Raw genomic sequence first — 14200 nt, 5'->3', positions numbered from 1 at the left:
CGGACATCGCCACCGGTGTGGCCCGACATCGTCAGCAGTCTCAGCCGCGTACCGGCATTCGCCGGGGTGGTCCGTACAGGACCTGCCGCGTGGCACGCTCGGAGCCTGTAGGCGGTCCGTTGTCGGTCAGTCCCGGCAGGCACTCTGATTGATCCGGTCGATGTCTCCTCCGGCCGGTCGCTCGGTGGTGTGCAGCCGGTGGGCGACCAGGGCATCGGCGAGTTCGCGGGCCTTGGCGAGGTCGGTGCACCAGGCCTTGGTCCACCAGCGCGGTGCGCCGCACCAGTGGTCCTCACCGACGATGCCGTCGGGGACGCGTGACGAGGAGCGGGTGTTCACGCTGTCGCGGATGCACGGGGTGGTGCCGACTTGAGGCCGAAGCGGCGGACCAAGGCGTACATGCTGTTCGACGTGGTCGAGCGTGCCTTCGGGGTCGAAAGGCCTGCGGCCGGTCAGGAGTACTCCAGTGAAAATGGTGAATTCCCGCTGGAGTAGCCGGGGTTGGACTGGCTCATGGGGCGGTTTGCTTTCGGCGTCGGCGGTGTTCGCGTTGTGCCTGGGCGCGGGCGCATTCGCGGGTGCAGTACTTGATGCCGCTGGTGCGGTTTTGTCCGTATTCGGCGCGGCCGCGTTGGCGGACGAAGTGTCGGCGGCAGGTTTCGTTGGCGCACTCGCGGATCGTGGCGTTCTCGGCGAGGTGGTTGTAGAGCTGGAGGAAGACGACCGACAGGATGGTGGGGTAGCGGTCGTTCAGGCTGCCGATGCCGATGCTGAACGGCTTGAGCGCGGCGTTCAGCTCGCCTACCAGGTCACGGATCCTTATGTCTAGAACGAGTTCGCGCAGGTGGTCCACGTCGCGCGGCCACACCTCCTCCCGGTCCGCGTTCTCGGACCGCCACTGCGCCAGCTGTTCTTCGCTGACTTCGGGTTCGATGAGCGTGTCGAGTCCGGCCTCGTGTCGCAGGGCCAGCCAGGTGGTGATGGCCGCCTGGGCGTCGGTGATGTAGAGCGTGGCCAGTTCGCCGTGCAGGGAGAACGGTCCGCGGCTCGGGTGTTCGCGTTCGGTGAGCTCCTTGAGGCGGTAGTACTCGTCGGCGTCCCAGCTGCCGGTGTTGATGCTGCCGCCTAGGTGTCCGTAGGTGCGGATCATGGTGGCCACGGCGTCGAGATCTGAGGGATCAAGTTCCATGAACTCGCGCAGATAGAAGTCCTCCGGCAGTGGAATGGTCTTCCCCTCGGATCGCAGATGCGCCTCCCAGACGATCCACTCGCCGTCTGCCCGCGCTCCGGGCGCGGGTCTCAACTCGGGTGCGGGCACGGGGGTTCCAGGCCAGAGCGTAGGACGAAAGCGTGGGTCTACGTATGCCGCCATGTGGGGCATCATAGCCATGCGGGAGTAGCACGAAAAGGGAGTCGTTCGTATCACGCAACCTGAAACTGTGGGAGGGGCAGCTGCGGTGAGGCACTTTCAGGACCGCAAGAAGGTCGGCGACGCACACGAACAACACGTCGCCGACCTACTGCAGACGCGAGGGTGGACGGTCCAACGCTGCGGGCGGGGCACCTACCCACCCGCAATCCGGGACGCCCTGGCCTGCGCCGACTCCGCGCTGCGGTACTTCCCCGACCTGATAGCCGCACGTAACGGCGAACTGGTCACCGTCGACACCAAGGACCGCATGCCGAGCACCCATACTGACCGCTATGCCATCAGCACCGCCGCCCTGAACGCCGGCCTGCTCTTCACCACGGCCCACGCCCCGCCGCCGCTCTACTACGTCTTCGGCGATCTGAAAGTTCTGACCCCTTCCGAGGTCCACCACTACAGCACGCACGCACACCGCCATTCCAGCGGAGCCTGGGTCCTGATCACCACACAGCAGGCCCATTTCTTCGAGGAAGTCTTTGGTACGAGCACTGCTCTCGCTGCTTGATGGCAGTCAGATGGCTGCGGGAACTGCATGTCGTTGCACATCGAGGGCCGAGGTCCCGCATCCGCGAAGACGGCCGGCAGCGTCAGCGGCCGCCGCCGGTGCCGGAAGCTGGGCGGAGCGGGAGATAGCGCAACTGCGGGGCGGAAGACCGATGCGCTGACTGGTTGTCAGTGCCGCGTCCTACGGTGGAATCGACGAGGAATTGCCAGGGAAGGGATGGCAGTAGGTGGCCAATATCGTCTGGCACACGAAGCTCCGGATATTCATCGACCTGAACAAGGACGACCTTGATCATCCGGAGTTTCCCGACTTGTGGGAGACGATCTACCGGATAGACCGGTACCACGGGCGACTCGGCACACCCGTACGCGAGCGGGAGCTGCAGTGCGGGGGCGTATGCCGGGAGGCAGGTGTCGAGGCCTGGATGCACCTTCGTGTGCGCAATGGCCGACGGGAAGCCGTTCACGAGCGCAGCGAGGACGAAGCCCGCCATACCGTGCCCATGAGCGACGAGCACAAGGCTTACCAGGAGCGGATCCTGCGCGCCGCGGAGGAAGGCGGCTTCCACGGCGACAGCGAGGTACGCACCCGGGTCGGCCGCAGCTGGATCCAGACCGATACCCTCGTCGAAGGCGCCGACAGCCGCCGCATCGGCTGGGAAGTACAGCTGTCCACCATCGGATCTGACGGTCTGCGCGGCGTCCGGGCCCGCGCGGCCAAGGCAGAAAAGAATGGGATCACCCCCGCCTGGCACACCGACCGCGCCGACTACGGCCAGCGCCACGACACCCACTGGACCCGCAGCAACAACCTCCCTGCCTACGTCATAGCCAGGACCGGCGACCTGCGCGTCATCTCCGGCTTCCGCAAGCTGGACTTCTGGCACTGTGACGTCCACGCCGTCCATCCCTGCCCCGACGGAGTACGCCGCTGCGGCAAAGCACATGCCACGCCCGTGCCCAAGGACGTCATGTTCGACGACCTGGTCCGTCAGACCGCCGCCGGAACCATCGTGCCGATCCAGTTCCGCACACCCACCAAGCTCTATCGCTTCTGGGTCACCGACAGCGACCAGGAGCGCTATAACGACCTGCTCAGCGACGACACCCAGCTCCCAGCAGCCCCGGAAGACACCCGTGCTCCTGCCAACGCCAGCCGTAACCGTCCTACCTGCCGTCCCGAGCTCATCGCCACCACATCCACGCTGTCCGCGCCACCGTCCGTCCCGGGCCCTGCGACGTTTTCCCCTGTGCTGCCCACCCAGCCCCCCGCGCCCCCCATCGAAACGCGCACCGCCCCGGGCGCACCACCGGAAGCCGAAACAGATGAAGAGAACCAAGTCGGCTCAACTATCCAGACAGGGCTGCCTGAAACCCTGATCGTGCTGCAGAGGGTCGCGGACAAGGAGCACCTCAGGCTGCAGCAGATGGCCGGCAACGACGAACGCAAGCGCCAGCGGGACGTGTGGTTCGAAGCCGCGCACGCCGCGCAGTCCGCCGTCACCCAGTACGCCCAAGCCAAGCGTCTCAACCGGTACGAGGTCGAGAAGGAGCTCCGGAGACTCGTACGCCACCCGGAGAACACTCCAGCTGAGTAACGGTTGCTGCCTGGGCACCATCACTGGCCGCGCACGCGTGCCGACCGGGACGGGACTGGCGAAGACCGCGCGGTGGCACGATGGATGAACAGGCCTGTCATGGTGCCTCCGACAGGCGTGTGTTGAGCACGTCCAGGGGCTGCTCCCTCGGGCGGGCGGTGACGACCATCAGTAGAGAAACAGGAGGGTGATCTGACAGTGCCCCCGCGCGAGGTGGGCTCCCTGCATCTGCGGGGATGGTCCCAACATCGGCAACCGTCCCCCCAGCGCTCGTAGTGCTACCCGCGCCCGGGGGAGTGGTCCCCTCCGCAACTTCGCTCTTGTGCGGCGATCCCCCGCCTCATCGCAGCTCGTCGATGGCCTTCACGATCAGTGAGCGAGCGTCGGCGCCATACACGGCCATGGTGCGCAACTGCTCGAACGCCTTTAGATACAGCGTGACTTCGGATGGCTGTGTGATTCGTACGCGTGCGGAGACAAGCTCGACGCTGACGAGGCGGTCGTCGTACAGGTGGAACGTCTCGCGCGGCCACTGTTCCCTTCCGGCCGTCGCCATAGGGACGATGCCGAGGGACACCTGGGGGAGGGCCCCGGCGGTGAGGAGATACCCGAGCTGCGCCGCCATCGCGTCGGCATCGCAGACCTGATAGCGCAGTGCCGCCTCCTCGATGACGGCCGCCAGTCGGTGCCCCGGTTCGTGGATGATTCGGCTGCGTTCGATACGGGCTCGGGCTGCCTCCGCACTGTCGTCCGTGGGCACGTCCCGGAAGCGGGCGCTGATGCCGAGGACGCCGGCGGCGTAGCCTTCGGTCTGCAGGAGGCCGGGAACCAGGGACGAGGAGTAGACGCGAAAGAGCTGGGTGTCCTGGAACAGGCGCGGCTCGCGGTCCTGCAGCGCCTTGAGGCCGGAGCGGACTTGGGTGCGCCACTCTGTGTACATCGACTCGGCGTGCAGGGACTGAGCGATGATGCCGTCGGCTTGGTCGAGTGCGTCCATGGCGCGGCACCACAGGCGGATGTCGGTGACGGTGGGTGCCGTCCTGGCGTTTTCGATGCGGCTGGTTTTGGAGTGATGCCAGCCGCAGCGGCTGGCCAGCTCAGTGACCGAAAGCCCCGCGCTCTTGCGTAGGTCGCGCAGCCGGTGGGCGACGACCTCGCGTGCTGCCTGGGCGGACGAGGACGGGGAGATGGGCATCAGCTGGCCTGTCCGGTGCTTGCTTGGGTTAGCGGATCTTGTACTGGTCGTGTGGGGTGGCTCGGTCCCAGACGGCCTCGAAGGCCTCGCTGCAGAGTTTGGCAGCTGAGGGGGCGTTGGAGACTTCGCCGCCGGCGGATGCTCCGGCGCCAGTGAAATGGTTCCAGTAGACCGTCTGGTTGTCGAACAGCCAGAAGTCGTTGCCGGGCAGGCAGAGTTCCGACGCCTGCCGTCGGGGGAGCCATCGGACGTGCTCACCCGCGACGATGTTGGTGATGGTGAAGCTGTGCAGGAAGTGCGTGTACTCGCTGACCGGCTCCGACACGATCCGCGCCCGCCGGATCACTACGCCCCGCGCGGTCGACTCCGCCACCAGGCCGAGCCAGTCCCTCGACCAGGACGCGCGGTCGTCTGGGTCGTACCGGAATCCAGCGCGCCAGTCGGCGAAGGGGCCGCTCTCGTAGTCGACGGCGTAGGTGTCGCGCATCTCCAGATGCACGGCGGACCGGGTCGCATCGGCCAGAAGGTCAGCGAACGCGGTCGGTGTCGAGGGCATCGCAGGCCTCCCTGATCATCGGCACCATGCGGGCGGGGATACGGATCACGGTCTCGGTCGCGGGAATCCCGACGGCGTGCCCGGGTACCTTGAACGCCGCTGCTTCGGCCTCGAGTTCGGGGCCTGCTTTTCATCCCTGGAGCACGAGTTCGTTCTTCTCCTGGTCGACCCAGATCGTTGGTGACTCGTGGTCTCCGGTGTTCGGATCGATCCCGATGAACCTTAAGGACACGGCTGCCTCCGCTGACGGGATGTGCAGGACTGTGCACAAGAGTCGTCCACCGCGGCGGCGTCTGCAAGAGTATGTTCCTGGCCAAGGAGCGGAACAACGCACTGTGTGCACACATCTGCACATCACTGGCAGTGCTGCCCACCCTCCTAGCGTCGGGAGACACCGAACCCCGGCGAGGCGGCGGAGCCTCCCGGGGCATGGCCGACTGCAAGGAGTCGACATGACGCGCGCTACCCCTGCAGCGCCCAGCACGGCAAGGCATGCCCCCACAGAACCGCCGGACATCGAGACGATGCGCGCCAGCGTGCGACGTGCCCTCGGCGGGCCCCTCGGCGAGATGGACGCCAGTCAGATGGACGCGCTCGCTTGTGCCCTGCGCGGCCACATGGAGGCGCTCATCCCCGAGGTCGAGGCGATGGCAGGCCGGCAGCCGAGGGACAGCATCCCGTGGCACTGCGCGCTCGCGTGCGTGGGGGAGGCACGCAGAAAGCTACGCATCGGGAACGGCCAGACGATGCCGGTCCGGGGCGCCGTCGTGCAAAAGCTGGCTCGGTCGGTGAATGCCCTGGCCGACCACTACGAGAACCTGGGCGGCACGCCAACGTGACAGTGCCATCTCAATCCGTCCTTCAGCACCCCGGGGCGCTCACGGCGCCCGGACCCTCGCGGCGCCGCGTGCAGCACACTGACCTGCGGACACAGCAGGCCGCTGAGGGACTCCACGAGCTGCTGAACCGCCCGCTGAGGTTTCGGGCGAGATGCGGAAGCACTGAACGAGTGTCCTGTCTCAACGAAGCTAGTCCTTCGGGCGCCGCTGGCCTGCGTGGACTGGATTGGGTGAGACGCGTGGACTGGGTTCGTCGAGACAGGTGTCAGTTGTAGCTCTTCGACGTGGCGTTCACCTGGCCCTGGCCACCTGGTACCGGCTGGACCGGCGCGGGAGTGCGTTTGGCGGCGCGGCTGACGATGGCCGTCTCGACATGGGTGATGCCCAGGCCGACCAGGTCGCGGGAGAGGAAGTCGTAGAGGGCGGTGAGGTCTGGGAAGTACGCGGCCGCGTGCAGGTTCGAGGGTCCCGACGTGGCGAACGCACCGTGCACCGAGGGGTGGTCGGCCAGCGCCTGCCCGGCGGCGGCCAGGTGGTCGGGGGGCACGTGCAGCAGGAGTTTGGCCTCGATGGGCAGCCCGAGGCGGCGCGGATCGACGAGGACCTGGGTGATCAGGCGGCCCTGGGCGGTCAGTTGGGCGAGGCGGCGGCGCACCGTGGTCTCCGGGTGGCCGGTTCGGGCGGCCAGGGCGGCCGCACTCAGACGTGCGTCGCGGGTGAGGGCGTCGATGAGGGACTGTTCCAGGGCATCGGTGTCGACGCCGTACGGGCCCGGAGAACCGGAAGCCGTCGCCCCGGGGACCGGCTCGGCCGGGCTCAGCGCCGCGCGTTCGGGCCCGGTCAGCACCTGGTGCCGCCACTCGGAGGTGAGCCGGTAGACGTGCAGGATCGTGGCACTGTCCAAGGACGTCACCGCCTGGGTGGAGGGCAGCTGGCGGAAGACCAGCGGGTCGCGTGAACCCGGCTCGGTGCGGGCAACCGCGAAGATCTCGTCACCCGAGGTGGTGACGTCGATGAACGGGATATCCTCGCGCGCCGCGAGCGCGGCCACGATTGTGTCTAGCTTTCCCCGCAGGACCCGGATGCGCAGGAACAGGGCCCCGGCCGAGCCGCCGTTGCGCGGGCGCGCGACCGGTGAGATCACCACGCGTACGGTGCCGTCGGCGCCGAGCGCGTGCAGCCGGCGGCGAACGGTGGCGGGGCTGAGCCCCAGCAATTGGGCCGCCCGCTCCGCGGTGAGGCGGCCGTCGCACTGCAGCGCGGCCACCAGCCGCTGATCCATGATGCTCAGTACGGAATCCGCCGATGCGCGCGCCATGAAGGAAAGTTTCGCTCATTCCGTCGCCGTGCGGAGCCCGTCTCGGGGACTGCGCCCCCAGCATGGAGGGCATCCACTCCGCCCGGCCTGATCGGCTGACCGGCGGCCCGGGGCGAAGGGGACCTGCGGTGCGACGACGCCGCAGACCTGCGGTTTTCAGCACTCCGAGAACGACGATTCACCACGGAGGTCCATGTGCCCGCGTTCAAGCAACGGGAGAAAGTACGCTTCGCCAGCGGTGACACCTCGTGTGCCGCCTGGCACTATCCGGGGTCGAACGGCGGCTGCGTGATCATGGCCGGCGGAACCTCGGTGACGAAGGAGCCGGCCTCGGACTTGTTCGCCGCGCGGTTCAACGACGCCGGTTTCGCGGTCCTGGCCTTCGACCACCGACGGTTCGGGGAGAGCGGAGGCGCGCCGCGCCAGATCGTCCGCTTCGACGAGCAGGTCGCCGACTGGCACGCCGCGATCGAGTGCGCGACCGGTCTGCCGGACGTCGACCCGGACAGGATCTCGGTCTGGGGCTTCTCGCTCGCAGGCGGCCACGTCTTCCGTGTCGCGGCCGACCACCCGCGACTGGCCTGCGCGATCGCGCAGACCCCGCTGGTCGACGGCCCCGCAGTCGCTCCCCACGCGCTGCGCTCCATGACGCCCCTGGCGGCCCTACGTCTGTTCGGCCGGGGCGTCGCCGACGCGCTCGGGAGCCGCGTCGGGCGGCCGCCGCTGCTGGTCCCGACCGCAGGACCGCGCGGCGCGGTCGCCTCGCTCACCACGCCCGACGCCATGGACGGCGACCGGGCCCTCGATCCCGACCGCCGCCACGCGAACTGGGAGCAGACGGTCGCCGCACGGATCGCCCTGCAGATCGGCGTGTACCGGCCCGGCCGCCATGCCTCCCATATCCGGTGCCCCCTGCTGGTCGTCGTCTGCGACCAGGACCAGAGCGTGCTTCCCGGCCCCGCCGTCCGGGCCGCCCGGAACGCGCCTCAGTCCGAAGTGGTTCACCTGACGGGCAGTCATTACGCCCCGTTCCTCGAGTCGCACGAACAGGCCGTCGCGGCGGAGATCTCCTTCCTGGAGAAGCATCTGGAGCCCCGCGATCCCAGGTGAGGCAGAATCACCCGCTCCATCGACCAGCCACGACTCGAAGCCGACGTGCCGCCCGGTCGACGCCGCCCAGTACCAGCCCGGGAGGTGACACTCGCCGCGCAACCAGCGATAACGTGCGTACCGGAGCGACATCCTCGAACCGGCCCGTCACACGGTCCCGCAGCGGACGCAAACGACGTCAGCGCACCGCGTCCACAGACGACAACTCCACGCCCGGCCATCCAGAGGCCACCCCAGCCGGCACAGCCATCCAGCACCCCCAGCGCACTCAGTTGCGCGACTGGGTTCGCTGAGACAGAAGCCCGAACGACTCGGCTCGTCGAGAACCGACTCGATTGAGTGAGACGGGACAACGAGCCCCGACGGCTCCGAACCTTGTTGGTCCCCGGCATCCTGATTCTGACTAGTCTTCTGTTAGCCGGAATCAGAAACCGCGGGGGACACGACAAGTAGCGTCCACAGGTATCCGGCTCACGCAAGGACTTCTGTGAGACGGCTGGAGGGGAGCGGGGGAGACGATGACGGTGAGGATCTGGCGGCCCATGCCCGACGAGCCGTGCGCACACCCCCCGCACCTCGCGCGCCGCAATCGGCGTGGCGCCGAGTGCGGCGTGTGCCCGGGCGCCGGCCGCCAAGGCTCGCCGCCAGAAGCCGCAGACGTCATGACCTCGCGCGAACTCGTAGCCACCCTCGCGGGCGGCGCCGCATGAGCACCCGTCCTAACCCGCGGCCCGACCTGCGCTACCCGCAGAGAATTCACCGCCTGCGCGAGGTGCGAAGCTCTGATGCCCGCCGACGCGGAGGGCACGCTGTGCTCCGCCTGCCTCGAATACGCACCTGACTGGGCAGCTATCCGCACCGCGAGCGAGGAGCCCGCGTCATGACATCGACCGACCTGGTCCCCGTCAACGGGCGGGCCGCCGCCGTCCGGCGCCGGCGCCGTGCCGAGCCGGACATCGTGTCCCCCACCGGCGAGCGGATCTCCGCCTCCGCCGCCCGCAAGCTCACCAACGCCGTCCCGCGCAGCTCCCGCAACGCCCGAGCCAGCCGCTGGCGTTCGTACGCCTTGTGGTGCGCCACCTACGACTGGGCCGAGGTCGAGCCCAACGCGGTGCTGTCCTACCTCTCGGACCTCGGCGACCGCGGGCACCCCGCGAACTCGATCGAGGCCCACTTCAGCACCCTGCGCGCGATGCGGGCCATCCAGGGCGAGCCGCTGTCGGACAAGGAGATCAAGGCCCGCCAGCTCGTCATCCGCCATCGCGCCGGCGAGGAGGCCGACGACCCCCTGGTGGAGCCCGGCCCGCTCCAGGCCGATGCCGTCGACCTGGACGAACTGCGCCTCATGGTGCGCACCCTGGACCGCACCACGGTGCGCGGCAAGCGGGACGCCGCCGTCCTGCTCATCGCCTGGTGGATGGCCGCCCGCGCATCCGAGCCCGACCGCCTCAACCTGCGCGACGCCAAGATCACCACCGTGCAGATCGAGGACGAGAACGGCCGCAAGACGGCTCACCAGGCCCTGATCATCAAGATCCGCCGCTCCAAGGCCGACCAGGCCGCGCGCGGACAGGAAGTGCGCATCCTCGCCCCCGCCGACCAGGAACTGTGCCCCATCCACGCCCTGCGCGCATGGCTCCACGTCCTCGCCGACGACGGCCAGCTCACCCCCGGCCCGCTGCTGCGCCGCATCGACCGGCACGGCAACATCGGCGCCAAGGCCGCCGGACGGCCGCTCAAGGACGACCGCCGCCGCGGCGGCATCACCGCGGACACGGTCAACGACATCATCAAGGCCGCCGCCCGCGCCGCCCAGCTCACCCCCACGCCGTCCCCCGAAGAGCGCGCCGCCGCCCGGGCCAGGCAGGAGGCGTTCGCAGCCGCCGACGCGGCGCGCACCGCCGAGGAGGCGAACGCCGTCCTCAAGGCCTGGCGCACCGCCCGGCGCGCAGCCCGCACCACCGTCCGCCGCATCACCGGCCACAGCTTCCGCCGCGGCTGGATCCAGCAGGCCCTGGCCGTCGGCAACCCGCCCGAGACGGTCGCCCTGCACTCGCGGCACTCCCTGCGCAGCACCGCCTTCGACGCCTACCGCCGCGAGAAGGTCCCCTGGAACCAGAACCCGACCCGCTTCCTGGGTCTGGCCGCCTGACCCGCTCTCGGATCGCTGGCCAGCGTCACCCGCCAGGTCCCGGCCAGCGAAGTCCTCCAGCGGCCACCGGCTTCGCCCCGTACGCGCCCGTTCCTCCGTGAGGAGTTCCCCGTGTTCCCCGGCGTCTTCGACGCAACCCCGGCGACCGCGAACGCGTGGCGGCACCTGACCGCCTGCGCCCGCGCCTTCCAGCGCAACCCCGCCCTGGAGGCGGACCGGTACGCCCGCGCCATCCAGCAGACCGCGACCGGCGGCGACGCCGAGAAGGGCGGCCGGGGCTCCGAGGTCGCCTTGTTCGGCGCCTCCCAGTTCATCCAGTTCGAGGAGGAGCACGGCCGCCACGTCGTGCCGTCGGAGGTCAGGGCCGTCCTCGCCGAACGGGTCGGGCACGACCGGCGCGCGTGGGCGGCCGTGGAGGACCTGACCCGCCACGACTGGAGCGCCTTCGAGTGGAAGGTTGCGACTTTCGAGCGCGTTGGCGGAAGGTCCCTGGTGCCGCTGCTTGGTGCGCTCAGCGGCGTCGCCGCGGTGCTCGACCCCGACGGCACGCTGCCCATGTTCACGCTGGACGGTACCGAGGCGCCCCCATGGTTGGCCAAGCCCCGTCAGGTCGCCGAGTGGCGGCGCCAGCTCGTGGCCCGGCTGGAGGCGCCGGCGACGTCGGAGGGCACGGCCCTGGAGCTGGCTGAGGAGCACCTGACCGCCATCTTCCCGCCTGCCCTGTTCCCCGGCCTGGATCACGTGGCCCGGGCCCGGCTGCTGTGCGAGCAGGAGCGGGGCCGGCTGCGGGGTGCGCGGATGTACTACGCGGACGCCGACACCACGGCGGTCGCCACCCGCAAGGCCGTTCGGCCGCGGAAGTCCCCGCTCGATCCCCAGCGCGTCCCGTCCGCCCCCGGGTTCCTCGTCTTCGACCAGCCGGTCGACTACGCGCCGGGGATGGCGCCGCTGGTCGCCGCGTCCTGGAACGTCTGGCAGGCGCCTGGCCAGAGTCAGGGCGCCCCGATGACGTGGTCGTTGACCGTGTACGCGCACAGGGCCGCCACGCCGCCGCTCGCGCCAGTCGGCTTCGAGCGGCTGAGCGCCGGGGATGTGCTCGCCGAGAAGTATGCGGCCGCGGAGAACGCCGACTTCGCCGTCCGCGCGGTCGTCGCGTGCTGGGACCTGATCACGCAGGAGCGTGTGGGCAAGGGCGTGGTCGACGTCGCCGAGGAAGAGCGCGAGCCGGTCAAGGTCCGCGCGGACCGGCGCCGGGGGATCACCGACGACGGCACGGTCCGCCTGGTGACCATCCGCGGCCGGCTGGAGTCGGTGCCGCGCCCGCGCCCGGAGGCGGACGGGACGGGCCCGACCCGCCGCTACGACCGGGGCCGGTGGATGGTCCACGAGCACACCCGCGACCACTGCATGAACCCCGCGCTGCACCGCGACGGCGGGTGCACCCATCAGGACATCACCGTCCTGGACCACCCGAAGGGCCCGGCTGACAAGCCGTTCCTGGACACGGTGTATGTGGTCAAGAGCGACTGACCGCGGACGTCGCCAGCCGTGCGCAGCCGTCCGGCTTCCGCGAGGGCCTGGTGCAGCGCGGCAGAGAGCGGGTCGGCCTCTTCCCTGGCGACGTCGGCCTGCTGCGCGGCGCGACGGAGCCCGTCCTCCAGGAGCGCGCCCCGCAGCGCCGCGGAGGCACCGGCGGGCATCGTGTGAGCTTCCTGGACCTGGCCGCCTGGCCCCCGGATAGCTGCGCGCCGTCACCCGGCAGGTGTCCGCTGGCGCCCTACCGCCGCGGCGACGGCGGAGCGCTCACCGGCAAGGACTTCGCCGCCCTCGAACGCCTCCTCGCCGCCTGCCGGATGACCACCTGGTTCTGTTCACGAGCGCCGACAGCGGTTGTTTCAGCACGTCGGGCGGCACTCGATCCCAGCCCCGCTCGATGTTCACGAGAATGGGCAGCACCCGGTGGTCGGCACGCCACTCGGGCAGGGGCGGGCATCGTGTTCCGGCGCAGGGAAGGCCCCGCTTCGGGGCCTTCCCTGCGCGGTCAGGCTCGGCGACCGAGACGCAGGTCGAGGGCGCCCAGGAGACTTAGTGCTCGCGCAGATAGGTGGTGGAGGAGCCTCGGCTGCCAAGCGGCCACAGGCTTTGATGATCATGCAGTTGCGACGCTCTGTGATCACCCGGCGGGACATGTGCCTGTGCTGCCATCATGGCTGACCGACCCGCTCTGGGACTCTGAGCCTCTGATCGCATCACGGCTGCACCCCCCTCGGGAACCGGTTCATTCCGTGGCAAGCCGCTCCGCCAGCACCGACGCGTCCTCGGCGACGCCGAGGAAGGTCGCTGACTGCCGGTTCCGCTGCCAGTGCACGCCCATGAAGTGCAGCCCTGGCACGACTGTGCTGCTCCCGTTCGTCTGGATAGGGAAGCCCATCGCGTCGAAGGCATCCGGGAAGCCCACCCAACTGGCGAAGTCCGGACGGTAGCCCGACGTGAAGACGACCGCGCCGACTCCGCCCAGGGCCAGCTCAGTGACGGCTTCCGCCGCGAATGGCGGGGGTGGAGGCAGACGCGGGGTCCGCTGTCCGCGTCCGGTCAGGCAGCTGGTGAGGAGGCTGCCGATCTCGGTGTAGCGGACGTCGCCGAAGGCGACAGAGCTCGGCAGGTCGTCGGCGAAGTGCGCGACGCCGTCCTGGGCGCCGAGGAAGTGGCCGGTGAGGGTGACGCCCAGCGCCTGCAAGGTGCGGTAGTTGAGGTCATGGCCGCCGTCGCGGCCGCTGCACTGCGGGTTGGCCAGCAGCCGCATGCCCGGGTCCGGGAGGTCGCTGACCTTCGCCACGAAGAACGGCGTGTCCTCGACGAGCCAGGAGATTATGTCCCGCCCCTCGATGCGGCGCGGGATCCAGGGTGCGCGCCCGCAGGCAAGGTGGACATGTCGCCCGGACTCGGTCAGCTCCTCAGCGATCTGACAGCCGGTCTGACCGCTGCCGACGATCAGTACCCCGCCCGGCGGCAGCGCGCCTGGGCTGGTGTAGTCCTCCGCGTCAAGGATGGCCAGTGAGTCGGGCAGCGTCGTCCAGCCCGGTGGACGGTGCGGCTTCTGATAGCCGCCGGAGGCGAGCACCAGGCGCCGGGCCCGCAGCGGCCCCGCCGAGGTGGCGAGCCGGAAGCCGCCGTTCGGGTCGGTGTCGACGCGGGTCACCTCGACGCCCTCGCGCACCGGCGTCGCCCGCAGGTTGGTCGCGTACTCGGCGAGGTGGGCGACGATCTCGTCGCGCGCCATGAACCCGTCGCGATCGGCGCCGGAATAGGGCGCGCCGGGCAGCCGAACGGTCCAGTTGGGGATCACGAGGCAGAAGCTGTTCCAGCGGTGCCGCCAGCTCTGCCCGACCCTGCCCTTCTCCAGGACGACGTGCTCGGTGCCGGCCTGGGCCAGCTCGTGGCCGATCGACAGGCCGGCCTGGCCCGCGCCCACGATCACGACATCGTGCTCTTCGGGACG

General features: G+C 69.7%; 12 protein-coding genes and 1 pseudogene. 6 read left to right on the top strand and 7 right to left on the bottom strand.

The features are described from left to right. Positions 1–126: 126 nt before the first annotated feature. A complete protein-coding gene (locus ACIRVH_RS45185) occupies positions 127–339 on the bottom strand; it encodes a hypothetical protein (RefSeq protein WP_403966531.1) in 213 nt (70 codons plus the stop codon). A gap of 172 nt (positions 340–511) precedes the next feature. After that, on the bottom strand, positions 512–1318 hold the full coding sequence (locus ACIRVH_RS45180; protein ID WP_403966528.1) for a CGNR zinc finger domain-containing protein: 807 nt from the start codon (positions 1316–1318) through the stop codon (positions 512–514). A 139-nt stretch (positions 1319–1457) separates the two neighbouring features. On the opposite strand from ACIRVH_RS45180, the gene ACIRVH_RS45175 reads away from it, so the two are divergent. Beyond that, entirely contained in the window at positions 1458–1934 is a 477-nt protein-coding gene (locus tag ACIRVH_RS45175; RefSeq protein ID WP_403966525.1) for a hypothetical protein, read from the top strand. Between the two features lie 226 nt (positions 1935–2160). Then, positions 2161–3531, top strand: a complete 1371-nt coding sequence (locus tag ACIRVH_RS45170) for a hypothetical protein (protein WP_403966522.1) — start codon at positions 2161–2163, stop codon at positions 3529–3531. A gap of 340 nt (positions 3532–3871) precedes the next feature. Here ACIRVH_RS45170 and ACIRVH_RS45165 read toward each other — a convergent pair whose 3' ends face one another. From ACIRVH_RS45165 to ACIRVH_RS45155, 3 genes and pseudogenes are all read right to left on the bottom strand, one after another. Continuing rightward, on the bottom strand, positions 3872–4726 hold the full coding sequence (locus tag ACIRVH_RS45165) for a helix-turn-helix domain-containing protein (protein WP_403966519.1): 855 nt from the start codon (positions 4724–4726) through the stop codon (positions 3872–3874). Positions 4727–4754: 28 nt separating this feature from the next. Further along, complete coding sequence (locus ACIRVH_RS45160) at positions 4755–5282, bottom strand: DUF6879 family protein (RefSeq protein ID WP_403966517.1); 528 nt, start codon at positions 5280–5282, stop codon at positions 4755–4757. Next, positions 5254–5514 (bottom strand): annotated as a pseudogene (locus tag ACIRVH_RS45155) (hypothetical protein). Before ACIRVH_RS45155 ends, ACIRVH_RS45160 begins: the two are co-directional and overlap by 29 nt. A 220-nt stretch (positions 5515–5734) precedes the next feature. Between ACIRVH_RS45155 and ACIRVH_RS45150 the strand changes: the two are divergent. Beyond that, a complete protein-coding gene (locus ACIRVH_RS45150; RefSeq protein ID WP_403966514.1) occupies positions 5735–6121 on the top strand; it encodes a DUF6415 family natural product biosynthesis protein in 387 nt (128 codons plus the stop codon). A 265-nt stretch (positions 6122–6386) separates the two neighbouring features. Here the strand turns inward: ACIRVH_RS45150 and ACIRVH_RS45145 are convergent, their stop codons facing one another. Continuing rightward, the gene (locus tag ACIRVH_RS45145) at positions 6387–7439 is read right to left on the bottom strand and encodes an Lrp/AsnC family transcriptional regulator (RefSeq protein WP_403966511.1); all 1053 of its coding nucleotides are present in this window, start codon (positions 7437–7439) and stop codon (positions 6387–6389) included. Between the two features lie 195 nt (positions 7440–7634). Between ACIRVH_RS45145 and ACIRVH_RS45140 the strand changes: the two genes are divergently transcribed. From ACIRVH_RS45140 to ACIRVH_RS45130, 3 genes are all read left to right on the top strand, one after another. Further along, on the top strand, positions 7635–8549 hold the full coding sequence (locus ACIRVH_RS45140) for an alpha/beta hydrolase (RefSeq protein ID WP_403966508.1): 915 nt from the start codon (positions 7635–7637) through the stop codon (positions 8547–8549). Positions 8550–9429: 880 nt separating this feature from the next. Then, positions 9430–10701 (top strand): integrase, encoded by a 1272-nt coding sequence (locus ACIRVH_RS45135; RefSeq protein ID WP_403966505.1) that lies wholly within the window; start codon positions 9430–9432, stop codon positions 10699–10701. Between the two features lie 111 nt (positions 10702–10812). Then, positions 10813–12231 carry a hypothetical protein gene (locus tag ACIRVH_RS45130; RefSeq protein WP_403966502.1) on the top strand — a complete coding sequence of 473 codons (1419 nt, stop codon included), beginning with the start codon at positions 10813–10815 and terminating at the stop codon, positions 12229–12231. 748 nt (positions 12232–12979) lie between these two features. Here ACIRVH_RS45130 and ACIRVH_RS45125 read toward each other — a convergent pair. Next, complete coding sequence (locus tag ACIRVH_RS45125; RefSeq protein WP_403966499.1) at positions 12980–14179, bottom strand: flavin-containing monooxygenase; 1200 nt, start codon at positions 14177–14179, stop codon at positions 12980–12982. Positions 14180–14200: the final 21 nt, after the last annotated feature.

It is taken from the genome of Streptomyces sp. NPDC101165 (assembly GCF_044768135.1).
Taxonomy (GTDB): domain Bacteria; phylum Actinomycetota; class Actinomycetes; order Streptomycetales; family Streptomycetaceae; genus Streptomyces.
The sequence above is the reverse complement of the archived record's forward strand: the minus strand, read 5'-3'. Positions and strand labels throughout refer to the sequence as shown.

What these genes read in the sequence shown, in the direction of transcription:
- ACIRVH_RS45165 (WP_403966519.1), bottom strand. Translation starts at nt 4,726, where the DNA reads ATGCCCATCTCCCCGTCCTCGTCCGCCCAGGCAGCACGCGAGGTCGTC.
- ACIRVH_RS45160 (WP_403966517.1), bottom strand. Translation starts at nt 5,282, where the DNA reads ATGCCCTCGACACCGACCGCGTTCGCTGACCTTCTGGCCGATGCGACC.
- ACIRVH_RS45150 (WP_403966514.1), top strand. Translation starts at nt 5,735, where the DNA reads ATGACGCGCGCTACCCCTGCAGCGCCCAGCACGGCAAGGCATGCCCCC.
- ACIRVH_RS45145 (WP_403966511.1), bottom strand. Translation starts at nt 7,439, where the DNA reads ATGGCGCGCGCATCGGCGGATTCCGTACTGAGCATCATGGATCAGCGG.
- ACIRVH_RS45135 (WP_403966505.1), top strand. Translation starts at nt 9,430, where the DNA reads ATGACATCGACCGACCTGGTCCCCGTCAACGGGCGGGCCGCCGCCGTC.